We start from the raw sequence: 25655 nt of genomic DNA, 5'->3' as shown, positions 1-25655 counted from the left end.
GGTTCCTGTTCGGCTCTTCGGACCGGACGCGGTCCCAGCCGATCGGCCGCACCCGGGTTGCCGTTCACAGCAGGGCCGGACGCACTAGGCTGAACAGCAGTGGTGCACCTGTTGACAGTGAGTGTGCGCTGGGGAGTGGCGAGATGAGCCGGGTCTATCCGTTCGACGACGCGGCGACGGCCCGGGCTGTCATCGACGAGAACGGCACGCTGATCGAGTGGAACGAGGGCGCGCGGCGACTCCTCGGCCACCCGGCTCACGAGGTCGTGGGCCGGCCCGCCGCGCTCCTGCTGACCGGGGACACCGCACCGCCCACGCCCGCCGGCGCCCGCTGGGACGGCACCCTCGAACTCCGCCGCCGGGACGGCCGTACGCTCCCGGTCTGGCTGCTCGCCCACCACCGCGCGGCCCAGGACGGGCGGCCCGGCCACTGGCTGGTGGTCTCACCGCTGGACGGCGGCGGCCCGCCCGCCCCACAGGACCCGCTGGCCACGGCCGCGCTGACGCAGTCACCGTGCGCCATCGCGGTCTACGACCACCAGCTCAGGCTGCGCCGGGTGAACGACGCGATGGCCGACGTCATCGGGCTGCCCGAGGAGCGGATCCAGGGGCTGCGGATCGCCGAGATCGGCGGCCAGCCACAGAGCGCGGAACTGGAGCAGAACATGCTCCGGGTGCTGACCTCGGGCCGCCCGCTGGACGTCCAGACCTACATGCGCACCGGCGGCGAGGAGCGGGCCCACGCCTGGCTGGCCCGGATGGCGCCGATCACCGACACCTCGGGGCAGGTTCGGGGCGTGAGCCTGGCCGCCCACGACTTCACCGAGAACTACCTGGCCCGGAAGCGGCTCCAGCTGGTCAACGAGGCGAGCGTGCGCATCGGCAGCACCCTCGACGTCACCCGTACGGCCCAGGAGCTGGCGGACGTCTGCGTGCCCGCGCTCGCCGACTTCGTCACCGTCGACCTGCTGGACCCGCCGGAGGACGGCGGCGAGCTCCCGGGACGGCTGACGGCACCGGTCACCCTGCGCCGCATCGCGCACCAGTCCGTGCTGCCCGGGGTGCCCGAGGCGGTGGTGAAGCCGGAACACACCGAGACCTATCCCGCTTCCTCCGCACAGGCCGACTCGCTCACCGCGGGACGGACCATCATGGCCTCGATGCCGTCCACCGACATCGGGCAGTGGGTGCACTGGAACCCGACGCGCGCGGAGCGGGTGCGCGAGTTCGGTGTCCACTCCACGATGTCCGTGCCGATCCAGGCTCGCGGGGTGACCCTGGGAGTCGCGGTGCTCAGCCGGCACCGGCGGATCGACCCGTTCAGCCCGGACGACGTGCTGCTGGCGGAGGAGATCACGGCCCGGGCCGCCGTCTGCATCGACAACGCCCGCCGCTACTCGCGCGAGCGGGAGACCGCCCTGGCCCTGCAGCGGAGTCTGCTGCCCCGGACGCTGCCGCGCACCGCCGCCCTGCACGCCGCCTCCCGCTATCTGCCGGCGGCCCGGGCCGGGGTGGGCGGCGACTGGTTCGACGTGATCCCGCTGTCGGGACTGCGGGTCGCCATGGTCGTCGGGGACGTCGTCGGGCACGGCGTGCAGGCCTCGGCCGCCATGGGCCGGCTGCGCACCGCCGTGCGCACCCTGGCCGACATCGACCTGGCCCCGGACGAGCTGCTCACCCACCTCGACGACCTGGTGATCCGGCTGTCGGAGGAGCGCGGCGGCGAGGGCAGCCCGGGCGAGGTCGGCGCGACCTGTCTGTACGCGGTCTACGACCCGGTGTCCCGGCGCTGCACCCTGGCCCGCGCCGGCCATCCGCCGCCCGTCCTGCTGCGCCCGGGCCACCGCCTCCACGAAGTGGACCTGCCCGCCGGTCCCCCGCTGGGCCTGGGCGGGCTGCCGTTCGAGTCCACCGAGATCGAGCTGCCCGAGGGCTCGGTGCTGGCGATGTTCACGGACGGGCTGGTCAACTCACGGCACCGGGACCCGGACACCGCCCGCCGGCTCCTGCACGAGGCACTGGCCGCGTCCAGCGACTCCCTGGACGAGACCTGCGACCGGATCCTGCACGCCCTGCTGCCGTCCGGCGGCGCGGCCGACGACGTGGCCCTGCTGCTGGCCCGCACCCAGGTGCTGCCGCCGTCCCGGGTGGCGTCCTGGGACGTCCCCGCCGACCCCGCGCTGGTAGCGCCGATCCGCAAGCAGGTCGTGGAGCAGCTGGACGAGTGGGATCTGAGCCTGGCCGCCTTCACAGCGGAGCTGGTGGTCAGCGAGCTGGTCACCAACGCCATCCGCTACGGCGCCCACCCCATCCGGCTCCGGCTGATCCACGACACGACCACCCTCATCTGCGAGGTCTCCGACACCAACCACACCGCCCCGCACCTGCGCCGGGCCAAGACCTGGGACGAGGGCGGCCGAGGCCTGCTGCTGGTGGCCCGGCTGACCCAGCGCTGGGGCAGCCGGCACACGCCCGAGGGCAAGACGATCTGGGCCGAGCTGTCCCTCGCCGAGGTGGACTAGCCGCTGGTCAGGACGGCCAGCTGCCGGGTCGCCCGGGTCATGGCCACATACCGGTCGACCCCGCCCGCGATGCCCTCGCCGAACTTCTCCGGGTCGACGAGGACCACCAGGTCGAATTCGAGTCCCTTCGACAGTTCCGGGGTCAGCGAGCGGACCCGGGGCGTCGGGGTGAAGGCGGGGTCACCGATCACGCAGGCGATGCCTTCGGTGTGCGCGGCGAGCCAGCCGTCGAGCACCGGGCGCAGTTCGGCGACCGAGCCGTGCAGGACGGGCAGGCCGCCGGCGCGGATCGAGGTCGGCACGTTGGCGTCCGGCAGCACGGCCCGGATGACCGGCTCGGCCTCCGCCATGATCTCTTCCGGGGTGCGGTAGTTGACGGTGAGCGAGGCCAGGGCGATCCGGTCGAGCCCGACCCGCTCCAGCCGCTCCCGCCAGCTCTCGGGGAAGCCGTGCCGGGCCTGGGCGCGGTCTCCGACGATGGTGAAGCTGCGGGACGGGCAGCGCGCCAGCAGCATCTGCCATTCCGCGTCGGTCAGCTCCTGCGCCTCGTCGACGACGATGTGCGCGAACGGGCCGGCGAGGAGGTCCGGGGTGACGGTGGCCAGTTCGGACGCGTCGACCAGGCTGACCTCGGCGTCCGCCCCGCGCAGCATCCGCACCAGGCCCTCGCCCTCGTCCCCGTCGGCGCCGGAGTCGGCGACGGCCCCGATCAGGTTGTCGACGACCTGCGCCATCCGCTCGCGCTGAGCGGCGAGGACGGCCTCCTGGCGCTGTCCGCGCCGGGCCGCCTCCGGGTCGCCGAGCCGCTGCCGGGCCGCGTCAAGGAACGGCAGGTCGGACACCGTCCAGGCCTGGGCGTCCGCGCGCTGCAGGGTGCGGACCTCGTCGCGGCCGAGCCAGGGGGCGCACATCCGCAGATAGGCGGGCACCGACCACAGGTCTCCGACCAGGTCGGTCGCCTCCAGCAGCGGCCACGCCCGGTGCAGGGTGCCGACCAGCTCCCGGTTCCGCAGCAGGGACCCGCGGAACTGCTCGGGGGTGACGTCGTCGCCGTCGTACTTGTCCAGCAGGATCGCGGTCAGCTCGTCCCAGATCTGGTCGCGGGCCTCGTTGTGCGGGGTGCCCGGCGCCGGGGCCCGGAACGCGTCGGCCCAGTCGTCGCCGCTCAGCCGGAGGTCGGCCCAGTCGGTGCCGACGGTCATGGCCTCGGCGGGCGGCTCCTCGTAGAAGCGGACGGCGGTCTCGATCGCCCGCACCAGGTCCGCGGAGGACTTCAGCCGGGCCACCTCCGGGTCGGCCTCGGGCCCGGCGTCGGCTCCCTCGTCGACGAGGTCCCGCAGGATGCAGGTCTGCACGCCCTCCTCGCCGAGGCTGGGCAGGACGTCGGAGACGTAGTTCAGGTACGGCCGGTGCGGGCCGACGAACAGCACTCCGCCCCTGCGGTGACCGAGGCGGGGGTCGGAGTACAGCAGATGGGCGGTGCGGTGCAGGGCGACGACCGTCTTGCCGGTACCCGGGCCGCCGTCGACGACCAGGGCGCCCCGGGATCCGGCGCGGATGATGGCGTCCTGGTCGGCCTGGATCGTGGCGAGCACGTCGCGCATCCGCTCCGACCTGTCGGCGCCGAGGCTGGCGATGAAGGCGGACTGGTCGTCGAGCGCCGCGTGCCCTTCCAGGCCGTCGGCGGTGAACACCTCGTCCCAGTAGTCGCCGATCCGGCCGTCCGTCCAGCGGTACCGGCGCCGGCTGCGCAGGCCCATCGGGTCGGCGTGGGTCGCGGCGAAGAAGGGTTCGGCCGCCGGTGACCGCCAGTCGAGCAGCAGTCTGCGGCCCTCGCTGTCGGTGAGGCCGAGACGGCCGATGTACACGGGCTCGGGGTCGTCCGTGCCGACCATGCGTCCTAGACAGAGGTCCAGGCCGAAGCGGCGCAGGGTGCGCAGCCGTCCGGTCAGCCGGTGCACCTCGATGTCCCGGTCCATCGCCGCCCTGCCCGTGCCGCCGGGCGCCCTGAGCTCGGCGTCGAGGCGGTCGGACAGCTCGGCGATCGTCTCGTCGAGGCAGCGCGCGATGGCGGCGAAGTGCCGCTCGTCGTCGGCGATCAGGGCGGGGGCGGCCTTGGCGGAAAGGCGTTCGGGGAGGTCGAAGGCGCGGGTGGTGAGGGGGGTCAATGCATTAACTCCGTGGGGAGGTTGGGAGGTTCGCGGCGGGTTGCGGTGTGTGAAGGAGTGCGGGCTCGTGGTAGCTGGTCGCGCCCACGCGGCGGCAGTCGCAAATCGAAACAGCCCCGCCCCCCTGACGGGGCGCTGCCCCTACGGGGCTTCACAGGGGCCGTCAGGCAGGGTTCGTAGCGGGTTGCGGTGCGTGGAAGGGTGCGGGGCCGTCTTGGCTGGTCGCGCCCACGCGGCGGCAGTCGCAAATCGAAACAGCCCCGCCCCCCTGACGGGGCGCTGCCCTTACGGGGCTTCGCAGGGGGCCGGCGGGCCGTGATTTACGCCCCGTCGAGGAGTAGCTGGGCGGCGGTTGTCGCTCCGTCGGTGCGGATTGTGGTGGAGACGTTGGTGGCGCGGGCGTGGGTCTCGGGGGTGAGGGCGGTGGCGAGTGCGGGTGAGAGGGAGTCGAGGGTCGGGGTCGGGCCGGGGTGGGCGGCGCCGATGCCGAGGGCGGCGACGCGGGCGGCCCAGTGGGGCTGGTCGACGATCTGGGGGACGACCACCTGGGGGGCACCGGCCACGGCGGCGGTGGTCGTGGTGCCGGCGCCTCCGTGGTGGACGACGGCGGCCACCCGGCGGAAGAGTGACTGGTGGTTGACCTCGCCGACCGCGAAGCAGTCGTCGTGGGCGTCGGTCGCGGCGAGGTCGGCCCAGCCCCGGCCGACGAGTACGCGCCGGCCCTGGGCTCGGACCGCCTCGACGGCGAACCGGGCGGCGTCCGGCGCGCCGCGCATCGCCATGCTGCCGAAGCCGACGTACACCGGTGGGGCGCCCGCCTCCAGGAACGCCACCAGGTCGGCCGGCAGCGGACGTTCGTCCGGCAGGAGCCACGCCCCGGTCTGCAGGAGGTCGAGATCCGTCAGGTCCTGCCAGGGGGCGAGGACCGGGTCGGCCGCCAGCCACACGCGGCCGGTGAGGACATGGTCGCGGACGTTGGCCACCGGTGGGAGGCCGAGCGCGGCCCGGTGGGTGTTCAGGGCCTCGCCGTAGAGCGCGTTCACCCGCTCGGCGTCCACTTTCCACAGTGTCCGCAGGTCGGCGTCGGGCGGGGCGGGGCGGCCCGGACGGCCCGCCGGCGGGAAGTGCGAGGACGGCAGTCCGAACGGGTGGCAGAAGGCCGGGACGTAACGGATGCCGAGTTTCTCGGCCACCGACCGGGCGCCGGCCGGCATCAGTCCGGTCGCCACCAGCGCGTCGCACCCCTCGGCCGCCGGGGCGACCGTGTCGAAGTGCGCGGCGACCAGCTCGGGCGCGAGCTTGAAGGCGTCCTCGGGCGAGGGGTTCGGCCGGGTCACCAGCGCCCGCACGGACGGCCCGAACGGCACGTGCTCCACACCGGCCCGGGCCAGCAGCTCCGCGTACTCCTCGTCGGGCGGGGCGCAGACCCGTGCCTCGGCGCCGCGTTCCCGCAGCGCCCGCGCGAGCCCGGCCAGCGGTTCGACGTCCCCGCGCGATCCGTATCCCATCAACAGCACACGCATGTGGCACATCCCCCAAATACCGCGGTTCCTGGCTTCGGCCTGCGATTCTGCGGGACGAGGGGGGCCTTGCCGCAAGCCCCCCAGTGCGCTATAAGTTGAGAGTGGCAAGGAGTCGACGAACTCCTTGCCTCATGTGTTTCACGGGCCGCGGATGCGCGGCCTTCCGTGTTTCCACGGCCCCTGTCGCCCCGTTTCTACGGCGCGCTCAGCCAGGGCCGGACCTGCTTGCGGGCCTCGTGCAGCCGGGACTTCAGCGTCCCCAGCGGAATGCCCACCCGCTCGGCGACCTCGGCGTAGTCCAGCTGGCAGATGTCCCGGTAGACCAGCGGCGCGACCAGCTGCGGGTGCTCCCGCTCCAGGCGGTCCAGCGCCTCCAGCAGATCGATCCGGGAGCCCGCGATCACGCTGGTGGTCCGCGGGTCGACGTGCTCGGCGGGTTCGATGGCGGCCGGCTGCTCGGCCGCCCGCCGCTTGAGGTCCCGGTACTTCTGCCGGGAGCAGTTGGCGACGACCGTGTAGAGCCAGGTGCTGAAGCGGCTGCGGCCCTCGAAGGTGGAGATCTTCCGGGAGACCTGGAGCAGCACGTCCTGGGCCGCTTCCTCGGCGTCCTCCCGGCACGGCAGGAACCGTCCGCAGCGCCGTACGACGTCCGGCCAGACCTCGGACAGCAACTGGTTGAGGGCCAGCTGGTCGCCGGCGGCGGCCCGCCGGGCGAGGTCTTCGGTCAGCGCGGCGTCCGGCACGGGAGGTCCCCCTCGAAGTCGATCTCAGGCCAGGCATGATAGTCGTATGCAACCCCTCGAGCGGATCGGCCGCTATCGCCTCGAACGGCGCCTGGGCACCGGCGCCTTCGGAACGGTCTGGCTCGCCCATGACGACCAGCTGGACGCCGCGGTCGCGGTGAAGGTGCTCGCCGACAACTGGTCCCACCGGCTCGACATCCACGACCGGTTCCTGTCCGAGGCGCGGCTGCTGCGGCGGGCCGACTCCAAGCGGGTGGTGCAGGTCTACGACATCGGCGAACTCCCGGACGGGCGGCCGTACTTCGTGATGGAGTACGCCGACGCGGGCACCCTCGCCGATGTGCTGGCCGGCGGTCCGCTGCCGGTCCCGGACGCGCTGCGGCTGACCGCGCTGGCGGCGCGCGGCGCGGCGGACCTGCACGGGGCGGGGATCGTGCACCGGGACATCAAGCCGACCAACGTGCTGCTGCGCACCGCGCAGGACGGCACCCGGCGGGTGCTCCTTGCCGACCTGGGGCTGGCGAAGAGCCTGGCGCAGGCGTCGGGGCTGACGCTGGCGGCCGGTTCGGCGGGGTACCAGCCGCCCGAGCAGGCCCGGCCGGGTGAGGGCATCGACGCCCGCGCCGACGTGTACGCGCTGGGCGCGGTGGGCTATGAGCTGGTCACCGGGACGGTGCCGGCGGCGCCCGGGCAGATCATCCGGCCGGAGCGGCTGCGTCCGGACCTCGGGGACGATGTGCAGCGGGCGCTGCTGCGGGCCCTGGAGCCGGACCGGCAGCGGCGCTGGCCGTCCGCGCAGGCCTTCGCGGACGAGCTGGACCGGCTGGCCGCGGTCGCGGCGGCGCGCCGGCCGCGGCGGCTGGACCGGGTCCGCAGGCGGCTCAACGTGGTCACGCTGACGGTCGCCGCGGTCCTGGCGGCCGGGGGCACGGCCCTCGCGGTCACACTGGTCGACCGGCAGGGATCGGCGGCGGCCGACGGGACCCGGGTCGCCGACTCCACCGGGCGGGTGGTGGCGCGGGTGCCGTCCGGGTGGGCGGGCGAGCTGCGGAACTCCGGCTGGAACCCGCAGGCGCTGGGGCTGGCGTCCGGGCACGAGCCCGGTCTCGAGGTCGCCGACGACGTGTCCGAGTGGCAGGACCTGACGGCCGCGGTGAACGGCGTGTTCCTCGGGGTGAGCGAGCACGGCGACGTCACCGCCAAGGTGAACGCCCTGTCCCACTCCGGGTGCCACTACGACGGCAGCCGCGCGTTCACGAGTGACGACTGGAAGGGCCGGATCCGCACCTGGAGCGACTGTTCCGGCGCGGGCGGCTCGATCCAGGAGGTGGCCCTGACCCCGGCCGGCGGAGACGGCCAACCGCAGGTGTACGCGCAGGTACGGCAGAAGGGTGCCGTCGACAAGGCGGTCACGGACGGCATACTCCGGTCCCTTCGGGTCACCTGACCCGATGAATTTCGGCGCGTCCGCGAACTTTTCCGCTGTTCATCGCATCGGATGAGAGTGACGGCGCACGGAGCGCCTCGGGCACGCCCCGCGGGCGTGCCATGACATCAGGAGTGTGGAGAGACATGGCGCACACGTCCCAGTCCTTGTGGCGCGGGGCGGCCCTGCTCGCGAGCACGGTCGCCGCCCTGGGCCTCCTGACCGCCTGCGGCGACGGCGGTCAGGGCAAGTCCCCGGAGTCGGTGTCGGGCACGGCCGCGCCCGCGACCGGCAACTCGGCGAGTGCGGACACCTCGGGCACGGCTTCCGTCCCGTCCGGCACCGACTCCTCGCCGGCGTCGGGGACCGGCGGCGCCACGACGGGCGCGGCCTCGACGACCGGTTCCACCTCGACCACCGCCGCCGCGGCGGGCAGCCGCTGCCACACCTCGGAGCTGACCGCCTCGGTGGGCGGCAACAACCCGGGGGCCGGTCAGGAGAACTTCCCGATCGTGCTCACCAACAAGTCGGGCGCCACCTGCACCGTGCGCGGCTACCCGGGCGCGGCCTTCGTGGACTCCTCCGGCACCCAGCTCGGTCCCGACCCCAAGCGCGAGTCCGGCAGCACCGCCGGGACGGTCACCCTCAAGCCGGGCCAGAGCGCCTGGGCGGGGCTGACCTTCTCCAACCCGGAGATCAGCGGCGCCAAGACCGCGACCCCGGCCGCCCTGCTGGTGACCCCGCCGGACGAGCGGGACTCGCTGAAGGTGAGCTGGACGGGCGGCGCGGTCCCGGTGTCCGGGAACGCCTCCTCGGTGCGGCTGACCGTGTTCAGCGCCGGTACCGGCGCCTGATCCCGCCCCGAGCCGAACCCCGCTGCCGACTCCCCCGGGCAGCGGGGTTCTTCATGTCCGGAGCACAACTGTCACAGACGTGCAACACGCGCCGTCGGCCCCGATCTTTTCCGCCGGACCCGGCATCGAACCCGTCGACCACGCAACAGGAAGGCTCCGCGAGGGGCCGGGACGACGGAATCGGGGACGGACATGAGCGGTATCTCTCGCAGGCGGGTGCTGACGGCGGGCGCGGCGGCGGGGGCTCTGGGCGCCCTCTCCGCGTGCTCCCACGGCAGCTTGACGCTGGGCGGCGGCAGTTCGGCCGACGGCGGCAAGGGCAGCGCCGTGCCGGCCAAGCCGCTGAAGCTGATCGGCGACGGCTCCACCGCCGACACCGGCGCGCAGCCGCACCAGCCGAAGGCGGCCCGAATGGCGCCCGGCAGCAAGCCGCCGCAGTTCGTGGTGTTCTCCTGGGACGGCGCGGGCGAGCTCAGCAACCAGCTGTTCTCCCGCTTCCGCAAGGTGGCCGCCGACCACGGCGCGAAGATGACGTTCTTCCTGTCCGGCATCTACACGCTGCCCGAGTCCAAGAAGGACCTCTACCACCCGCCGCAGCACCAGGTCGGCGCCTCGGCGATCGGCTACCTCTCCGACCGGCACATCCACGCCACGCTCCAGCAGGTGCGCGCCGCCTGGCTGGAGGGCCACGAGATAGGCACCCACTTCAACGGCCACTTCTGCGGCAGCGACGGCGTACGCAACTGGTCCCCCGCCGAGTGGCGCAGCGAGATCGACCAGGCCATGGACTTCGTCACCAAGTGGAAGACGAACACCGGCTTCACCGATCTGGAGCCGCTGCCCTTCGACTACCGCAAGGAGCTGATCGGCGGCCGCACCCCGTGCCTGGAGGGCCAGGCCAACCTGCTGCCCACCGCCGCCGCGCTCGGCTGGAAGTACGACGCCTCCTCCCCCGGCGGCCTGCAGATCTGGCCCGGAAAGGTGCAGGGCAACCGCATCTGGGACTTCCCCCTTCAGTCCATACCGTTCCCCGGGCACTCCTTCCAGGTCCTGTCGATGGACTACAACATGATGTACAACCAGTCGGCCGGCAATCCGCTGGGTGACAAGACCCAGTACGACGCCTGGCGCACCCAGGCCCGGGACAGCTACCTGGCCGGCTTCGAGCGGGCGTACTCCACCAACCGGGCGCCGTTCTTCATCGGCAACCACTTCGAGCGCTGGAACGGCGGTATCTACATGGACGCCGTCGAGGACGCGATCGGCAAGATGGCCGAGTACGACGATGTGCGCTTCGTGTCCTTCAAGCAGCTGGTGGCGTGGCTGGAGGCGCAGGACCCGGCGGTGCTGCGCACGCTGCGTACGCTGAACCCCGGGCAGGAGCCGGTGGGCGGCTGGGGAGAGTTTCTCGGCGCGGCGGGTACCCCGGCCTCGTAGCCGCGCCGGTCTGCTTTTATGGGCGGGCCGCACTTGATCACGCCTCTGAGGAACACACCCTGAACACCCCGCTCGCCGAGACCCTGTCCGTCCTCCTGCTCGCCGCCGTGCTCGCCTGGGCCGTGATCCGGCCGCGCGGCTGGCCGGAGGCGGTGCTGGCCGTGCCGGCGGCGGGGGTGGTGATCGCCACCGGCGCGATCTCCCTCGACCACGCCCGGGCGGAGGCCGAACAGCTCGGACCGGTGGTCGGCTTTCTCGCCGCCGTCCTGGTGCTCGCCCACTTCTGCGACGTGGAGGGGCTCTTCCAGGCCTGCGGGGCGTGGATGGCCCGCTGGTCGGCCGGGCGGCCGGTGCGGCTGCTGACCGCGGTGTTCGCGCTGGCCTCGGTGATCACGGCCGTACTGAGCCTGGACGCCACGGTGGTGCTGCTGACGCCGGTGGTGTTCGCGACGGCGGCCCGGTCCGGGGTGCGGGCGAAGCCGCACGTCTACGCCTGTACGCATCTGTCGAACACCGCCTCGCTGCTGCTGCCGGTGTCCAACCTGACGAACCTGCTGGCGTTCGCGGCGAGCGGGCTGAGCTTCACCCGGTTCGCGGCGCTGATGGTGCTGCCCTGGCTGGTGGCGATCGGCGCCGAGTACCTGGTGTTCCGGCGCTTCTTCGCCCGCGACCTGTCCTCGGCGGCCCCCGGGGCGAAGGACACCGGCGAGCCGCCCGAGCTGCCGCTGTTCGCCCTGGTCACGGTGGCCTGCACCCTGGCCGGGTTCGTGCTCACCTCCGCGCTGGGCATCGACCCGGCGTGGGCCGCGTGCGCGGGGGCGCTGGTCATGGCCGGGCGGGCGCTGGTACGGCGGCGGGCGACCCCGCTGTCCGTCGTGAAGGCGGCCGCGCCCGCGTTCCTGGCGTTCGTGCTGGCGCTGGGGATCGTGGTGCGGGCGGTCGTCGACAACGGGCTCGCCGACGCGCTCGGGAAGGTGCTGCCGAGCGGGACCGGGCTGCCGGCGCTGCTGGGGATCGCCGCGCTCGCCGCCGTACTGGCGAACATCGTCAACAACCTGCCGGCGGTGCTGGTGCTGCTGCCGCTGGCCGCGCCGGCCGGTCCGGGCGCGGTGCTGGCCGTGCTGCTCGGGGTGAACATCGGCCCGAACCTCACCTACGCGGGTTCCCTCGCGACGCTGCTGTGGCGCAGGATCGTGCACCAGCACGACCATGGTGTGGACCTCGGCGAGTTCACCCGGCTGGGGCTCCTCGCCGTGCCGACCGCCCTGTGCGGCGCGGTGGTGGCACTGTGGGGGGCGCTGCAGGTGGTCGGGATCTAGACGGGAGGCCATGGGCATGCGGGTGATCGTCTGGCTGGTCGAGGGGACCTGGCCCGCCTGTGTGGACGCGGCGCGCGGCTGGGCGCGGGACGCGTCCGAGGTGGTGCTGCTGCACGTGGCCGAGCCGGGGGTGGCCGGGCTCGCCCACGGGGCGTTCGCCGGGCTGCTCGGCCGGGCGGGTTCGGAACCGGACCCGGAGCCGCGGCTGGTGGAGCTCGGCGGGACCTCGGCGGCGGAGCTGCTCGACGCGGCCGAGGCGCGGCTGGGCCGGCCGTGCACCCGGGTGGAGCGGACCGGACGCGTCGAGCGGGAGGTGGTGGCCGCCGCCGAGGGGGCCGGACTGCTGATCGTGGCCCGGGACGGCGACCGGTCCCGGCTCGGGCCGCACAGCCTGGGCAAGGCGGTGCGGTTCGTCGTGGACCACGCGCCCTGCCCGGTCCTGCTGGTGTGGCCGGAGGGGGCGCCGGACCTGACGACGATCCCGCCCCCGCCGCCGCACCGTCACTGAGCGCGCGCCGGCTCAGCGACCGTAGTGGCCGCCGCCGTCGTACCCCCCGCCCCAGCCGCCGTCGTACCCCCCGCCCCAGCCGCCGCCGTAACCGCCGCCGTACTGGCCGCCGCCTCCGTAGCAGTAGCCCGGGTAGGCCTCGCACGGGTTGTAGCTGGGGGTGCTCGACGGGGTCGGGGCGGCGGTCGTCTTCGACGCCGACGGGGTGGGCGTCGGGGTGGCGGTCCGCGCGGCCTTGGTCGTGGGGGTGGCGGCCGGGGTCGGTGTCGGGCTGGTCTCGGCGTCCCAGTTGACGATCTGCATCTGCAGGTCGGGCTGGGAGGTGTCCATCACCCAGCGCTGCGCGGCGACGTTCGCCCGGGTCTTGACGACCAGGGCGCCGCCGCCGTCGGTGGCGGCCGGGGCGAGTGCCAGGTCCTGGTCCCAGCGGGGCACCAGGGCGCCCTGGAGGGTGAAGTCGTAGCGGATGCTCCGGCCGGCGGACCCGGTGGCGCCCGTGCAGGGGGCGAGCTGGACGGAGTAGCCGAGGTGCGAGTCGAGGCACAGGCCGGGGTCGGCGCCGTTGCGCAGCACTCCGTCGCTCTCGTACGTCCACTGCTGGCTGGCGACCGAGGAGCACTCGGCGAGTTCGGTCTCGGCGCCCTTGACGGCCTTCTTGCCGACCACGCCGATGCACAGGCCCGAGGCGATGTTGTGCAGCCGGCCGCGGAGGGTGCCCTGGGTGGTCTGGCTGGTGCCGATCCAGGACGGGCCCGAGGTGGACCGGCCGGCCCCGGGCGTGGCGGACGGCTTGGCGGTGGCCGAGGAGCCGCCGTCGTCGCCGGAGCCGAGCACGGACCACAGCACCAGCGGCAGCACGACCAGACCGCTCACGGTGCCCACGGCCACGGTGAGGTTGCGGCGGCGCGCCCGGCGGGCGGCCCGCTGCTTGGTGCGGCGGGAGGCGGCGGGGTGCACCACCAGGTCCTTGCCCGGCTCGGCGGCCGTCGGCGCGAAGGCCTCGCCGCCCAGGAGCCCGCCGGCGGGTGCGGCCTGGGATTCGGTGGGCTCCTGGGCGAGCCCGGCCCGGAACTCCAGGTAGGCGCGGGCGCCCCAGCCGAGCACGGCCTCGGCGAGGGCGAGGCCGAGGCCGCCGTTGAACTGCTGGAGCTGGTCGGCGGTGTACCGGCAGTGCTTGCAGGTGTTCAGGTGCTGCTGGAGGTCCCGGTCGATGTCGATCCCGCCGCGCCGGAAGGTCACGTCGATCATCCGGACGTAGCGCTGACACTCGTCCACGTGGGCGAGTTCGCGGTGCACCTGGAGGCACTCCTCGCGCAGCCGCTCGCGGGCCCGGCGCAGTTCGACCTGCGCGTCCTGCTCGTCGAGGCCGAGCAGCCCGGCGGGTGTCGACAGGGGCTCGGACTCGACCTCGGTGTGCCACAGCACGGCGCGCGAGGACTGGGTCAGCCGCTGGAAGGCCCGGGAGAGCAGTCGCCGGTTCGCGGGCGGCAGCAGCCGGGAGGCGGCCCGCTCGCCCTTTCCGGCGCGGAGTTCGGGGTGCAGGAGTTCACCGCGGCCGTCGTTGTCCCATTCGGCGGCGATACGGCGGACGGTGACCAGGAGTTGGGGACGCCAGGCGGCGGTGGGACCGGCCTGGCGAAGGGATTCACCGAAGAGACGGGTGAATGCGGCGGTGGTGAGCATTCCCGCGCCGCGCGTCCCGTCGGTGCACAGACGGGCATAGGCGAAGGCCGCTTCCCAGTGCCGGTCGAGGAGTTCTCCGACCGGGTGCAGCGCGGGCGCGGTGCCCGTCCACTGCTTGAGCTCGGCGCTGAGCTGCTCGTCGGTGACGTCGAACGGCCGGTCGGGGGTAGGGGAATTCCCCAGGCCTGCGTCATTCACGGCGGCATTCCTTCCATCCGCAACGCGGGATTCGGCCCATACCGTCTGGTATGTGACCGGTATGCGGCCCGGCCGACGCCAAGATCGGATGGGCTTGTTGGGGGTTCGGTGCTCTGGCGTCCGCCGTCGACAGCTCTTTTGAAGCGTGGGGGGTGAACGGGAGCGACCTCGCGCATGCGGGGCGAAAAACAATGGCCTGCACGCCGACACGGCACACCTTTGCACAGGCCAGCAGGGCAGAACAAGGGATCTCGGGGTTTTGCGCATTGCCCGGCGGTTGCGTTAGTTTGACGAAACGTCAATGAGTGAGTTCGCGCTTTGTCGCCGTATCGACATCGCAATTGGCACGGGGATTCAGAACCGGCCGCCCCGGCCTCGGCACCAACCATTGAACCACGGTCCGACCTGCGCGGCCCGCCCGGCCGACCGTCTCTCCCGAACCAATAGCCGGGGCCATTAAGGGCGTTCTCCGGAGCGGTAGGCGCCAGGCGGGACGCCGTATCTTTCACGGAAAACCCGGTTGAAGTGGAACGGGCTGGGAAATCCGGACGCGGCGGCGACCCGCTCCACGGTCAGGTCGGTACTCTCCAGCAGCCGCGCGGCGTGTCGCAGCCGCGCCTCGCGCAGCGCGCGCATCGGCGGCACGCCGGTCTGCCGGGTGAAGAGGTGGGCGAACCGGGACGGCGACAGCGCGACACGCGCGGCGAGCGAGCCGACGGTGTGCGGGGCGCCGGGGTCGGCGGCGATCAGTTCCTCGGCGCGGCGGACCCGGTCGTCCGGTCCTGGCGGGGTCCGGCGGGCGCCGGCCGTCGCGAGCAGGACGACCTCCTCCAGCGCGCACAGGGCGAGTTCACGTGCCGCGCTGCCGTGCGCCACGGCGACGGGGTCGTCGCCGGGTGCCCGGACGGGCGGCGCGCCGGCGCCGGTCCAGCGGGAGTCGGCGAGCATGCGGTGGAACGCGGCCTCGATCCGGCCGTGCGTGTCGCCCGGGGCGGCGACGGCGTACACCCCGTCGCCGAGGGCGCCCGGACCCAGCCACGCGGCCCAGGCGGGACGCGCCTGGCAGTGCACCCACCAGAACCGCCAGCGGCCGGCGCCGGGCGCGAGCGCGTAGCCGTGTGCGACGCCCGGGGCGAGGACCACCAGGTCGCCGGGCGTGGCGTGGGTGCGGGCGGCGCCCTGCCGCAGCAGGCCGCGGCCCTCGGTGGTCCAGGTGAACAGCCAACTGCCCGAGCCCTGGGGGCGGTTGACCCGGTAGCCGGGGCCCTGATCGTACCGGCCGGTGACGACCATGCCCGGCGGCGGGGCGGGGACAGCGCTCTCGGGCAGTCCGTCAGTGGTCATGGGCATCCTCTCCCCCGGTGCGTCGGCCTAGCGTGACAGGCACAGACACAGGGAGACCGGACCGAGGAGCGCGGGGATGACAGCCACGGGCATCGACAGCACCGTCCTGCGGGAGTTCGAGGAGGACGGGTTCACCGTCGTACGGGGGTTGTTCGGGGACGAGGAGATCGACCGGCTGTGCGCGGAGTTCGCGGCGCTGCACGCGGCGGGGCGGCCCGTGCCGGGGCACTTCGTGCCGGGGCCGACGGCGGATCCGCTGCACCGGTATCCCCGGGTGATGCAGCCGCACGAGATCAGCGCGCTCGCCCGGGAGTTCCTGCTGGACGCCCGGCTGCGGGTGATCCTGGAGGGGCTGTTCGGGGAGGAGGTGCTGGCCGCGCAGAGCATGTTCTACTTCAAGCCGCCGGGGGGCCGGGGGCAGGCGCTGCACCAGGACAACTTCTATCTGCGGGTGGAGCCGGGGACGTGCGTCGCCGCGTGGGTCGCCTGCGAGGCGATCGACCGGGAGAACGGCGGTCTGGAGGTGGTGCCGGGGACGCATCGGATGGACTTGTTCTGCCCGGAGGAGTCGGATGCGGAGCTGTCGTTCGCGCGGGAGTACGTGGCACCGCCGGAGGGGCTGACGGCGGTGCCGGTCGATATGGCGGCGGGGGATGTGCTGTTCTTCAACGGGAGTCTGGTGCACGGGTCGCAGCCGAATCGCTCCGCCGGGCGGTTCCGGCGGTCGTTCATCGGGCACTACGTGGGGCGGTCGGCCGTGCGGATCGGGGAGTTCTACCGGACGTTGAGCATGGGTGGGGAAAGGGTTCCTTTGCTGGAGAGCGAGGGGGCTGGTCCGTGCGGGACCGAGCGGTTGTGATTCGGGTGCGGGCAGGTGGGGGCTGGTCGCGCCCACGCGGCGGAGCCGCACATCGACACAGCCCCGCGCCCCTGACGGGGCGCTTCAGTGGCCGGAGATCGGATGGGGGCCGTAGGGCTGCTGGAGCTCTTCCAACTCCTTGTCGCTGAGCTTCAGTTCTACGGCTGCCACCGCGTCGTCGATGTGGTGGGGCTTGGAGGCGCCGATGATCGGGGCCGTGACCGTGCTCTGGTGGAGGAGCCAGGACAGGGCCACCTGGGCGCGGGGGACGGCGCGGTCGTCGGCGATGCGGGTGACCGCGTCGACGATGGCGCGGTCGCCGTCCTGGTAGAGGCGGTTGCCGAAGTTGTCGGTGGCGCTGCGTTCGGTGACGGTGCCCCAGTCGCGGGTGAGGCGGCCCCGGGCCAGCGGGCTCCACGGCAGGACGCCCACGCCCTGGTCGGCGCAGAGCGGCAGCATCTCGCGTTCCTCCTCGCGGTAGAGGAGGTTGTAGTGGTTCTGCATGGAGACGAACCTGGTCCAGCCGTGCCGCTCGGCGGTGAACTGGGCCTTGGAGAACTCCCAGGCGTACATCGAACTCGCCCCGATGTAGCGCGCCTTGCCCGCCTTGACGACGTCGTGCAGCGCCTCCATCGTCTCCTCGATCGGCGTGCTGTGGTCGTAGCGGTGGATCTGGTAGAGGTCGACGTAGTCGGTGCCGAGGCGGCCGAGGCTGTGGTCGATCTCGGAGAGGATCGCCTTGCGGGACAGGCCACCGCCGTTGGGGCCGGGGCGCATCCGGCCGTGCACCTTGGTGGCGAGGACGATCTCGTCGCGGTGGGCGAAGTCGCGCAGCGCCCTGCCGACGATCTCCTCGCTGGTGCCGTCCGAGTAGACGTTGGCGGTGTCGAAGAAGTTGATGCCCGCGTCCAGCGCCTGCCGGATCAGCGGGCGGGACGCCTCCTCGTCGAGGGTCCACTCGTGGGTGCCGCGGTCGGGCAGGCCGTAGGTCATGCAGCCGAGGCAGATCCGGGACACGTCCAGACCGGTGCGGCCGAGCTTCACGTACTCCATCGTCGTCTCCCGCCGTCGAGATCATGTCGTACAGAGCCGAGCGTACGACGGTTCGCCGTCCGGTCCCTCGCCACGCGGCGGTAACCGGACGCCGTCAGGTCTCGTCCAGGAGGTCCAGGGCACGTTCCCAGGCGAACTCGGGGCGCCTGCCGTCCGCTTCGGGGTCGCCGGTGTACCGGGCGCCGAAGCGGACGCCCAGCCCGCGCAGCCTGGTCAGGCTCTCGCGGTAGGCGGGGTGGGCGGCCAGCGCGTCGGCGACACAGGGCAGGACGGCGATCGGGACGCCCAGGCCCAGGGCCTCGCACAGGGTGCCGACGGCGAGGGTGTCGGCGAGCCCGGCGGCCCACTTGTTGACGGTGTTGAAGGTGGCGGGGGCGACGGCCACCGCGTCCGGCGGCGGGAAGGGGCGCGGGTCGGCGGGGCTGCGCCAGGCCGAGCGGACCGGGCGCCCGGTGCGCGCCTCGGCCTCGCCGGTGTCGAAGAAGCCGTTCATGGCGACCGGGGTGGCGATGACCCCGACCTCCCAGCCGCGCTCCTGGGCCGCGGTGACCAGCTTTCCGACGCCGGCGGCCACGCCTGCCGCGCAGACGACGAGGTAGAGGAAGGGTTTCGCGGTCGCGTCGGTCATCCGGGAACCCTATGCGGGCGCCTAGTGGAGCGGGAAGGACAGCCCTCGCTCGGACTCGGGGCGCGGGCCGTGGATACGGCGCTCGTGCTCCTCGATCGGGACGTCGTTGATGCTCGCCTCACGCCGGGTCATCAGTCCGTGCTCGTCGAACTCCCAGAGTTCGTTGCCGTACGAACGCCACCACTGTCCGGCCGCGTCCCGGCACTCGTACTGGAAGCGGACCGCGATGCGGTTGCCGTCGAAGGCCCACAGGTCCTTGCGCAGGGCGTAGTCCCGTTCCCGCTCCCACTTGGCGGTGAGGAGGGCGACGATCTCGGCGCGGCCGGTAACGAAGGTGTCGCGGTTGCGCCAGACCGAGTCCTCGGAGTAGGCGAGCGCCACCCGCTCGGGATCGCGGGTGTTCCAGGCGTCCTCGGCGGCCTGGACCTTCTGGACGGCGGTCTCCCGGGTGAAGGGCGGCAGGGGCGGACGGTCGGCCATGGTTTCCTCCTCAGGTCAGAGAACGCGCGTTCTCCGGGTCGCTGCTACCGTAGGAGAACGCACGTTCTCTCGTCAAGGAGTGGCCCATGGACAGCGCGGTCGCGCGTGAGCAGGCACTGGACGCCGCCGAGCGGCTGTTCTACGGGCGCGGGGTGCAGTCCGTCGGCATGGACGACATACGCGGCGCCTCCGGGGTCTCCCTCAAGCGGCTCTACCAGCTCTTCCCCGCCAAGGAGCAGCTCGTGGTGGCCTATCTGGAGCGGCGGGACGTGCGCTGGCGGCAGCGGCTCGCGGAGTACGTGGAGGGGCACACGGATCCCGGGGAGCGGCTGCTCGCCGTCTTCGGCTGGCTGGAGCGGTGGTTCGGCGAGGAGGACTTCCGGGGGTGCGCGTGGATCAACGCGTACGGCGAGCTCGGTGCCACCTCCGAGCACGTGGTGGCCCAGGTCCGGGACCACAAGCGGGCGTTCCGGGACTATCTGGCGGGGCTGGTGGCCGCCGCCGGGCTGGACTCCGCGCTCACCGGGCCACTGTTCCTGCTCGCCGAGGGGGCGATGGTCACCGCGGGCATCAACGGGAACACGGCGCCCGCGGCGGAGGCGCGCGAGGCGGCCCGGGTGCTGCTGCGCGCCGGGTGAGCTCAGCCCGCGGCGAGGGTCGCGAGCGCGGCGCGGGCCTCGGTGAGGGAATCGGCGGCGGCTTCCTCCAGGCCGGCCAGGTAGGGCAGCACGTCGACGCGGGTCAGCTCGGCGGCGACCGGGTGGAAGCGCTCCGGCCGGACGCCGAGCCTGCCCCACCACGCCCTCAGGTAGGGGGTCTGGAAGTCCAGGGACTCCCGGCCGGTCTGCGGGCCGTAGGCGCCGCCGCGGGCCATGACGGCCACCACGCGGGTGTCGGCCAGCAGGCTCTCCCCCGTGTCCGGGTGGGCGAAGGCGCCGGGGAAGGTCACCCGGTCGATCCACGCCTTCAGGGCCGCGGGCGGCGCGAAGTTGTACATCGGGACGCCGAGGACGACCGTGTGCGCGGCGGCCGGCTCGGTGACCAGCGGCAGGGTCAGCTCCCACTCGCGGGCCTCGGCCGGGCTCTCGATCAGCGCGGGCACCTTGGCGGGCGGCACCAGGCCCGCGCGCTCCACCCGGCGCCCCAGGGTGGGACAGGCGGCGGTGAGCGGCGGCACCGGCACGGCGGTCAGGTCGCGGTGGCGGTACTCCGCCTCCGGGTGCCGCTCGCGCCAGCTCCGGGCGAAGGCCGCGGTGAGGCGCCTGGTGACGGAGTCGGCGGTCGCGTCGGCGCTGGAGTCGATGTGCAGCAGCATGGGGCGGTCACCTCGGTCGGTTCGGGTTCGTCGAGGGGGTGACGGAGCACGGAACGGAAAGGTGACCCATGGACGGGCACGAGGAGCTGGCGGCGGCGTTCGAGGCGCGGCGCGGGCGGTTGCGGGCGATCGCGTACCGGATGCTGGGCTCGGCGGGGGACGCCGAGGACGCCGTCCAGGAGGGCTGGCTGCGGCTGAGCCGCGCGGGCGGCGCCGGGGTCGGGAACCTGAGCGTGTGGCTGACCACGGTCGTCTCCCGGATCTGCCTGGACATGCTGCGCGCCCGTCGCGAGCTGCCGTACGGCGAGGAGCCGCCGGAGCGTGCGACCGCGGCCGGGGACGGACCCGAGGAGGAGGCCGTGCTGGCCGACTCGGTGGGGCTCGCCCTGCTGGTGGTGCTGGAGACTCCCCCAGTTCTCGGCTTCGCTCGAACCGGGGGGACCCCCATGCCCGGCGGAGCGGGTGGCGTTCGTGCTGCACGACCTGTTCGCGGTGCCGTTCGAGCGGATCGCCGCGCTCACCGACCGTTCGCTGCCGGCCGCGAAGAAGCTCGCCAGCCGGGCCCGGCACAAGGTGCGGGGCACGCCCACGCTGCCGGTCGCCGAGCTGGACCGGCACCGCGGGGTGGTGGAGGCGTTCCTGGCCGCCGCCCGGGGCGGTGACCTGGGCGCGCTGCTCGACGTGCTCGCCCCGGACGTGGTCCGCCGCGCCGACCCCGCGGTCCTGCCGCCGGGCATGGCGGCGGAGCTGCGGGGCGCCCGGGCGGTCGCCGAGGGCACCGTGCTGCTGCGCCGGCGCGCCCGGTTCGCCGTACCGGCCCTGGTGGACGGCCGGGTCGGCCTGGTCGTCGCCCCGCGCGGACGGCTGCTGTACGTCCTGCGGGTGACCGTCGAGGGCGACCGGGTGGCGGCCTACGAGGTGGTCGCCGACCCGGCGCGGCTGCGGGGGCTGGAGCTGGACGCGCCGGCTAGCCCGTCGGTTCCTTGACGGTGATGGCGTGCACCGGGCAGGCCCGGGCCGCGTCCTTGACCAGCGGGTCGCCGCCGCCGTCCTCCTTCCCGGGCAGCAGGGTGCTGTAGCCGTCGTCGTCCTGGGTGAACACGTTCGGGGCGGTCAGGGCGCACTGGCCGGCCCCGATGCAGACGTCCCTGTCGATCTCGATGTGCATGGCAGGAGCCTCTTACCAGGTCACGGGGAGTTCCAGCATCCCCTGGATCGTGTCGCCGGGTTTGAAGGGGATCTTCTCCGGCGGCGCGGCGAGCCGCAGGTCCGGCAGCCGCTCCCAGAGGGTGGTGAGGGCGATCTCCAGTTCGGCGCGGGCGAGGTTCTGGCCCAGGCACTGGTGGATGCCGAAGCCGAAGCCGACGTGGTGCCGTGCCGGACGGTTCCAGTCGAGGGTGTCGGGGTCGTCGTAGACGGACTCGTCGCGGTTGATGACCGAGGTCGCGAAGACCACGCCGTCGCCCTCGCGGATGGTCTCGCCGGCCACCTCGATGTCCTCCAGGGCGACCCGCAGCAGGCCGTCGGCGATGGACAGCATGCGCATCAGCTCCTCCACGGCGGCGGGCATCAGCGCGGGGTCGGCGCGCAGTTCGGCCAGCCGCTCGGGGTTCTGGAGCAGGGTGAAGGTGCCGAGCGAGATCATGTTGGCGGTCGTCTCGTGGCCGGCGACCAGCAGGATCATCGCCAGCGAGAGGACCTCGGCGCGGTCCAGTTCGCCGTCGCGCAGCCGCTGGTGGACGAGTTCGTCGAGGACGGCGTCGCCCGGGACCGCGTCCCGTTGCTTGCTGTCGACGAGGTCGCCGAGGTAGTTCTCCAGCTGCGCGCGGGCCTCCTGGGAGTCGGCGGCCGTCGGACCGCGCAGCAGCCGCCTGGACTGCGCCTCGAAGAACTCGTGGTCGGCGTAGGGGACGCCGAGCAGGTCGCAGATGACCATGGACGGCACGGGCAGGGCGAAGGCGCTCACCAGGTCGGCGGGCGGCCCCTGGGCGATCATCGCGTCGAGCAGCTCGTCGACGATCCGCTGGATCGACGGCCGCAGCAGGCTCGCGCGTTTGACGGTGAAGGCCGGGATCATCATCCGGCGCTGGGTCTGGTGCTCGGGGTCGTCGAGGCCGAGCAGGGCGACCCTGCGGTCGCGGACCCCGGCGGCCCGGGCCGTCGGCATCGGGAAGTCGTCCCGTCGGCGGTCGCTGGACAGCCGGGAGTCGGCGAGCAGCGCCCGGGCCGCGCCGTGGCCGGTGACCACCCAGACGGGACGGCCGTCGAAGAGGGTGACCCGGGCCAGCCTGCGGCCGTCGCGCAGCGGGTCGTAACCGGTGGGCGGGTGGTAGGGGCACGTGCGGTCCTGCGGCCAGGCCACAGGGTCGGCCGAGGCCGCAGTGGTGGGTTCCGTCAGGTCCGTCAGTTCGTTCATGGAAGACCTCGCAGACGAATGTGGTACGTCGTGCCGATCTTCATTAGATGCCCGGGGCATCTAGGGGACGACCGCAAGTTCAGCCAGATCGGTGAATCGGGTGATCTGGCCGAACCGCACGCGGTCGGGGGACGGTTCCGCGCCGAAATCCGCTTGCCGGGGCGGCGCCGCGAGCCACAGGATCTGCGCATGAACACTCCTGACGCCTTTACGCCGCTGACGTCCGCGACCGTCCGTCGGGTGCGGGTCCAGCAGCAGCCGGGGCGCCCCTGGAGGCCCGAGCCCGCACGCCCGTGACGGCCGCGCTCGTCGCCGGCCTGCTTGCCGGGTACGGGATCGCCGTCCCGGTCGGCGCGGTCGGCACATATCTAGTGTCACTCACGGCTCGTACGTCCCTGCGGACCGGCGCCTGCGCCGCGCTGGGCGTGGCGAGCGCGGACGGTCTCTACGCCCTGCTCGCCGCGATCGGCGGCTCCGCGCTGGCGGCGGCACTGCTCCCGGTGCTCGGGCCGCTGCGCCTGCTCTCGGCCCTGGTCCTGGTGGGGCTGGCCGTGCGCGGTGCGGCGGTCGCGGCGCGCCAGTACCGGGAGCGGCGCCTGGCGACCCGGGCCGAGCGGCCGGTACCCGGCCCCGGACGGGCGTATCTCGGCCTCCTGGGCATCACGCTGCTCAACCCCACCACGGTGATCTACTTCGCGGCCCTGGTGGTCGGGACCCGTTCCGCGGCGGCGGTACGGCCGCTGGAGCAGGGCGTGTTCGTCCTCGCGGCCTTCGCCGCGTCCGCGAGCTGGCAGCTGCTGCTGGCGGGCGGCGGCGCCCTCCTCGGCCGGGGCCTGACCGGTCACCGGGGACGCCTGGTCACGGCGCTGCTGTCGAGCTGCGTGATGCTGGGGCTGGCGGCCCGGATGGTGCTGTCGCCGGGCTGACGGCCGGTGCGGTCCCTTCGGTCCCCGCGGTCGGGGCGGTCAGGGCGGTCAGGGCGCGAAGGCGCGGGCGACGGCGAGGCTGTCCTCGTAGACGTGGTGCCGTACGACCAGACCGTCCCGGACGGTGAGGTGCAGGGCGAATCTGGCGCGATAGGGGCGCCCGGTGCTCCGGGCGGTCTGCCGGATCTCGCCCAGCACCACCGCGTCGTCGCCGTCGACAAGGATCCGTTCGATCCGGGTGCCGTCCTGCCCGGGGACGTGGTGGGCGGCGAGGTCGCGGTAGTGGGCGGCGGCTCCGGCGCGGCCGGTGCGGTGGGTGATCCACGGGGTGGCCGGGCGGTCGTGCTCGTCCTCGGGCCAGTCCAGCCGCCAGTCGGCGTCCTCGGCGTACAGCTCGGCGATCTTCCCGGGGTCGCCGGCGGCGATCCGGCGGAGCAGTTCCTCGACCACGGCGCGGGAGGGGGACATGGATGACCTGCCTGAGGTGTCGGGGGGACGGGCTGTGGGGACGACTGTGCCCGTAGCGCGCGGAGTGCGCGATTACCCCTGGGGTAAGCGGGCCGGTGTCGTGCGGATGATCCCGGGCACTCCGCGTGTTGAATCATGACGTCAGTCATGGCAGCGACGAGACGAGGGGACGGACCTCATGCCTCTTGAGGGCGAGTACGAGCCCAGCCCGACCGCCTGGGTACGCAACCAGGTCGAGCTGTACGAGAGCTCGGGCGGTACGAAGGGCACCACCCTGATGGACACCGGGATGCCCGTCATCCTGCTGACCACCCTGGGAGTGAAGAGCGGGAAGATCCGCAAGACGCCGCTGATGCGGGTGGAACACGACGGCACCTACGCGGTGGTCGCCTCGCAGGGCGGTGCGCCCAAGCACCCCGTCTGGTACTTCAACATCAAGTCGCAGCCGCATGTCGAGCTGCAGGACGGGCCGGTGAAGCAGGACATGATCGCCCGCGAGGTCACCGGCGCGGAGAAGGCCGAGTGGTGGGAGCGGGCCGTCGCCGCGTACCCGCCGTACGCCGAGTACCAGGAGAAGACCAGCCGGGAGATCCCGGTGTTCGTGCTGGAACCGCAGTAACGGGGAACTGACGGTTCCGGGAATCCTTTCCGGCCGGGGACCGTCGGAATTTAGAAAAATCTGTTTCCGGCAGGCATGAACCGGTTCCGGGCCGGGCAGCCGGAAGTCAGGCCCCGCCGCGTTCCCCCGTCGCGGCGGGGCTCTCCTGTGCCTCACGCGCGGAGCGGTCGGTCACGTCCAGGAAGATCTGGTCGGCCTCGTCGAACGTCCGGGAGAGGGACCGCTTGATGCGCACCAGGACCTCCTCGACACGCTCGCTGTCCAGACCCGGTACCAGGTCGACGCGGGCCGCGACCAGGGTCGAGCCGAGCCCCAGCTTCATCGTGAACAGCGCCTCCACGCTGTCGATCTCGGACTCCTCCCCCAGCCGCGCCCGGATCGTCTCGCTCAGCTCCGGATCGGCGGCCTCCCCGATCAGCCGGTCGCGGGCGTCGGCCCCGAGCCGGTAGGCGACGTACACCAGCAGGGCTCCGATCGCGAGCGAGGCGGACGCCTCCCACACCACCTGACCGGTGAGCATGTGCAGGACGATGCCGACGCCCGCGAGGACCACACCCAGCACCGCGGTGCCGTCCTCGGCGACCACCGTGCGCAGCGCCGGATCCCCGAGCCCCCGGTCCTCCCGGCGTGCCTGGTGCAACGCCCGGAGCAGAGAGGCGCCCTCGGCGCAGAAGGCGACGCCCAGGACGACGAGGCCCGCCACATAGCCGCTGAACTTCTCCTGCGCCCCTTCGCGCAGCGCCTCGACGCCCTGGAAGAAGGAGAAGCAGCCGCCCATGACGAAGATCCCTACGGCCGCGAGCAGGGACCAGAAGAAGCGCTCCTTGCCGTAGCCGAAGGGGTGCCGTTCGTCGGGCGGGCGGCGGCTGCGGCGCAGGGCGGCCAGCAGGAACACCTCGTTGAAGCTGTCGGCGACCGAGTGCGCGGCCTCCGAGAGCAGCGCGGGCGAGCCGGCGACCACCCCGCCGACGGCCTTGGCCACGGCGATCACCAGATTGGCGGCGAGCGCCACGAGCACGGTCAGGCGCGTCCTGCGGTCGGCCTGCGACGGATCCGAACGCTTTCGCGATGACGTCCCACTCACGCCCGCCGACTGCCCCGGACCGGACCGGTCACACCGTGCCGGCGCCGGAAATCGGGGAATGTGGTGCACCGGGCCCATTTCG

General features: G+C 73.2%; 23 protein-coding genes and 1 pseudogene. 11 read left to right on the top strand and 13 right to left on the bottom strand.

The window, feature by feature from the left end:
- The first annotated feature begins 143 nt into the window (after positions 1 to 143).
- Positions 144 to 2522, top strand: coding sequence for a SpoIIE family protein phosphatase (locus tag ACFZDK_RS22755; RefSeq protein ID WP_390974967.1), 2379 nt, complete (start codon positions 144 to 146; stop codon positions 2520 to 2522).
- Here the strand turns inward: ACFZDK_RS22755 and helR are convergent.
- The 3 genes from helR to ACFZDK_RS22740 form a co-directional block, all read right to left on the bottom strand.
- Complete coding sequence (gene helR / locus ACFZDK_RS22750) at positions 2519 to 4690, bottom strand: RNA polymerase recycling motor ATPase HelR (protein WP_390974966.1); 2172 nt, start codon at positions 4688 to 4690, stop codon at positions 2519 to 2521. The genes ACFZDK_RS22755 and helR overlap by 4 nt on opposite strands.
- 320 nt (positions 4691 to 5010) lie before the next feature.
- The gene (locus ACFZDK_RS22745) at positions 5011 to 6213 is read right to left on the bottom strand and encodes a nucleotide disphospho-sugar-binding domain-containing protein (protein ID WP_390974965.1); all 1203 of its coding nucleotides are present in this window, start codon (positions 6211 to 6213) and stop codon (positions 5011 to 5013) included.
- A 194-nt stretch (positions 6214 to 6407) separates the two neighbouring features.
- Positions 6408 to 6956, bottom strand: coding sequence for a sigma-70 family RNA polymerase sigma factor (locus tag ACFZDK_RS22740; RefSeq protein ID WP_390974963.1), 549 nt, complete (start codon positions 6954 to 6956; stop codon positions 6408 to 6410).
- Positions 6957 to 7002: 46 nt separating this feature from the next.
- On the opposite strand from ACFZDK_RS22740, the gene ACFZDK_RS22735 reads away from it, so the two are divergent.
- From ACFZDK_RS22735 to ACFZDK_RS22715, 5 genes are all read left to right on the top strand, one after another.
- Positions 7003 to 8403: a protein kinase gene (locus ACFZDK_RS22735; protein ID WP_390974961.1), complete on the top strand. Its 1401-nt coding sequence runs from the start codon at positions 7003 to 7005 to the stop codon at positions 8401 to 8403.
- A gap of 125 nt (positions 8404 to 8528) precedes the next feature.
- Positions 8529 to 9236 (top strand): DUF4232 domain-containing protein, encoded by a 708-nt coding sequence (locus tag ACFZDK_RS22730; protein ID WP_390974959.1) that lies wholly within the window; start codon positions 8529 to 8531, stop codon positions 9234 to 9236.
- A gap of 192 nt (positions 9237 to 9428) precedes the next feature.
- The gene (locus ACFZDK_RS22725) at positions 9429 to 10673 is read left to right on the top strand and encodes a hypothetical protein (RefSeq protein WP_390974958.1); all 1245 of its coding nucleotides are present in this window, start codon (positions 9429 to 9431) and stop codon (positions 10671 to 10673) included.
- Between the two features lie 59 nt (positions 10674 to 10732).
- Positions 10733 to 11992, top strand: a complete 1260-nt coding sequence (locus ACFZDK_RS22720) for an SLC13 family permease (protein ID WP_390975061.1) — start codon at positions 10733 to 10735, stop codon at positions 11990 to 11992.
- 16 nt (positions 11993 to 12008) lie between these two features.
- Positions 12009 to 12500, top strand: a complete 492-nt coding sequence (locus ACFZDK_RS22715; protein ID WP_390974955.1) for a universal stress protein — start codon at positions 12009 to 12011, stop codon at positions 12498 to 12500.
- A 12-nt stretch (positions 12501 to 12512) separates the two neighbouring features.
- On the opposite strand, the gene ACFZDK_RS22710 is transcribed toward ACFZDK_RS22715, so the two are convergent.
- Positions 12513 to 14381 carry a ricin-type beta-trefoil lectin domain protein gene (locus tag ACFZDK_RS22710; protein WP_390974953.1) on the bottom strand — a complete coding sequence of 623 codons (1869 nt, stop codon included), beginning with the start codon at positions 14379 to 14381 and terminating at the stop codon, positions 12513 to 12515.
- 456 nt (positions 14382 to 14837) lie between these two features.
- Entirely contained in the window at positions 14838 to 15725 is an 888-nt protein-coding gene (locus tag ACFZDK_RS22705) for a helix-turn-helix domain-containing protein (protein WP_390974951.1), read from the bottom strand.
- Positions 15726 to 15801: 76 nt separating this feature from the next.
- Here ACFZDK_RS22705 and ACFZDK_RS22700 point away from each other — a divergent pair, with 76 nt between their 5' ends.
- The gene (locus tag ACFZDK_RS22700) at positions 15802 to 16584 is read left to right on the top strand and encodes a phytanoyl-CoA dioxygenase family protein (protein WP_390974949.1); all 783 of its coding nucleotides are present in this window, start codon (positions 15802 to 15804) and stop codon (positions 16582 to 16584) included.
- An 84-nt stretch (positions 16585 to 16668) separates the two neighbouring features.
- On the opposite strand, the gene ACFZDK_RS22695 is transcribed toward ACFZDK_RS22700, so the two are convergent.
- From ACFZDK_RS22695 to ACFZDK_RS22685, 3 genes are all read right to left on the bottom strand, one after another.
- Positions 16669 to 17637, bottom strand: coding sequence for an aldo/keto reductase (locus ACFZDK_RS22695; RefSeq protein WP_390974948.1), 969 nt, complete (start codon positions 17635 to 17637; stop codon positions 16669 to 16671).
- A 94-nt stretch (positions 17638 to 17731) separates the two neighbouring features.
- Positions 17732 to 18265 carry a flavoprotein gene (locus tag ACFZDK_RS22690; RefSeq protein ID WP_390974946.1) on the bottom strand — a complete coding sequence of 178 codons (534 nt, stop codon included), beginning with the start codon at positions 18263 to 18265 and terminating at the stop codon, positions 17732 to 17734.
- Between the two features lie 21 nt (positions 18266 to 18286).
- Positions 18287 to 18745 carry a DUF1348 family protein gene (locus ACFZDK_RS22685; protein WP_390974944.1) on the bottom strand — a complete coding sequence of 153 codons (459 nt, stop codon included), beginning with the start codon at positions 18743 to 18745 and terminating at the stop codon, positions 18287 to 18289.
- An 86-nt stretch (positions 18746 to 18831) separates the two neighbouring features.
- On the opposite strand from ACFZDK_RS22685, the gene ACFZDK_RS22680 reads away from it, so the two are divergent.
- Positions 18832 to 19383: a TetR family transcriptional regulator gene (locus ACFZDK_RS22680; protein ID WP_390974942.1), complete on the top strand. Its 552-nt coding sequence runs from the start codon at positions 18832 to 18834 to the stop codon at positions 19381 to 19383.
- A gap of 2 nt (positions 19384 to 19385) precedes the next feature.
- On the opposite strand, the gene ACFZDK_RS22675 is transcribed toward ACFZDK_RS22680, so the two are convergent.
- A complete protein-coding gene (locus ACFZDK_RS22675) occupies positions 19386 to 20060 on the bottom strand; it encodes an NAD(P)H-dependent oxidoreductase (RefSeq protein WP_390974940.1) in 675 nt (224 codons plus the stop codon).
- Positions 20061 to 20128: 68 nt separating this feature from the next.
- Here ACFZDK_RS22675 and ACFZDK_RS22670 point away from each other — a divergent pair.
- Positions 20129 to 21047: pseudogene (locus ACFZDK_RS22670) on the top strand (sigma factor).
- Here ACFZDK_RS22670 and ACFZDK_RS22665 read toward each other — a convergent pair.
- Positions 21028 to 21228 (bottom strand): ferredoxin, encoded by a 201-nt coding sequence (locus ACFZDK_RS22665; RefSeq protein WP_355709379.1) that lies wholly within the window; start codon positions 21226 to 21228, stop codon positions 21028 to 21030. The pseudogene ACFZDK_RS22670 and the gene ACFZDK_RS22665 overlap by 20 nt on opposite strands.
- A gap of 12 nt (positions 21229 to 21240) precedes the next feature.
- Positions 21241 to 22476, bottom strand: a complete 1236-nt coding sequence (locus tag ACFZDK_RS22660; RefSeq protein WP_390974938.1) for a cytochrome P450 — start codon at positions 22474 to 22476, stop codon at positions 21241 to 21243.
- Positions 22477 to 22769: 293 nt separating this feature from the next.
- On the opposite strand from ACFZDK_RS22660, the gene ACFZDK_RS22655 reads away from it, so the two are divergent.
- The gene (locus tag ACFZDK_RS22655; protein ID WP_390974937.1) at positions 22770 to 23402 is read left to right on the top strand and encodes a LysE family transporter; all 633 of its coding nucleotides are present in this window, start codon (positions 22770 to 22772) and stop codon (positions 23400 to 23402) included.
- A 48-nt stretch (positions 23403 to 23450) separates the two neighbouring features.
- Here ACFZDK_RS22655 and ACFZDK_RS22650 read toward each other — a convergent pair whose 3' ends face one another.
- Positions 23451 to 23870: a nuclear transport factor 2 family protein gene (locus ACFZDK_RS22650; RefSeq protein ID WP_390974935.1), complete on the bottom strand. Its 420-nt coding sequence runs from the start codon at positions 23868 to 23870 to the stop codon at positions 23451 to 23453.
- A gap of 178 nt (positions 23871 to 24048) precedes the next feature.
- On the opposite strand from ACFZDK_RS22650, the gene ACFZDK_RS22645 reads away from it, so the two are divergent.
- On the top strand, positions 24049 to 24489 hold the full coding sequence (locus tag ACFZDK_RS22645) for a nitroreductase/quinone reductase family protein (protein WP_390974933.1): 441 nt from the start codon (positions 24049 to 24051) through the stop codon (positions 24487 to 24489).
- 106 nt (positions 24490 to 24595) lie between these two features.
- On the opposite strand, the gene ACFZDK_RS22640 is transcribed toward ACFZDK_RS22645, so the two are convergent.
- A complete protein-coding gene (locus tag ACFZDK_RS22640) occupies positions 24596 to 25651 on the bottom strand; it encodes a cation diffusion facilitator family transporter (protein WP_390975059.1) in 1056 nt (351 codons plus the stop codon).
- Positions 25652 to 25655: the final 4 nt, after the last annotated feature.

This window comes from Streptomyces sp. NPDC007901 (assembly GCF_042959465.1).
Classification (GTDB): domain Bacteria; phylum Actinomycetota; class Actinomycetes; order Streptomycetales; family Streptomycetaceae; genus Streptomyces.
Note: the sequence above shows the minus strand (reverse complement) of the source record. Positions and strands in the feature narration are given on the sequence as shown.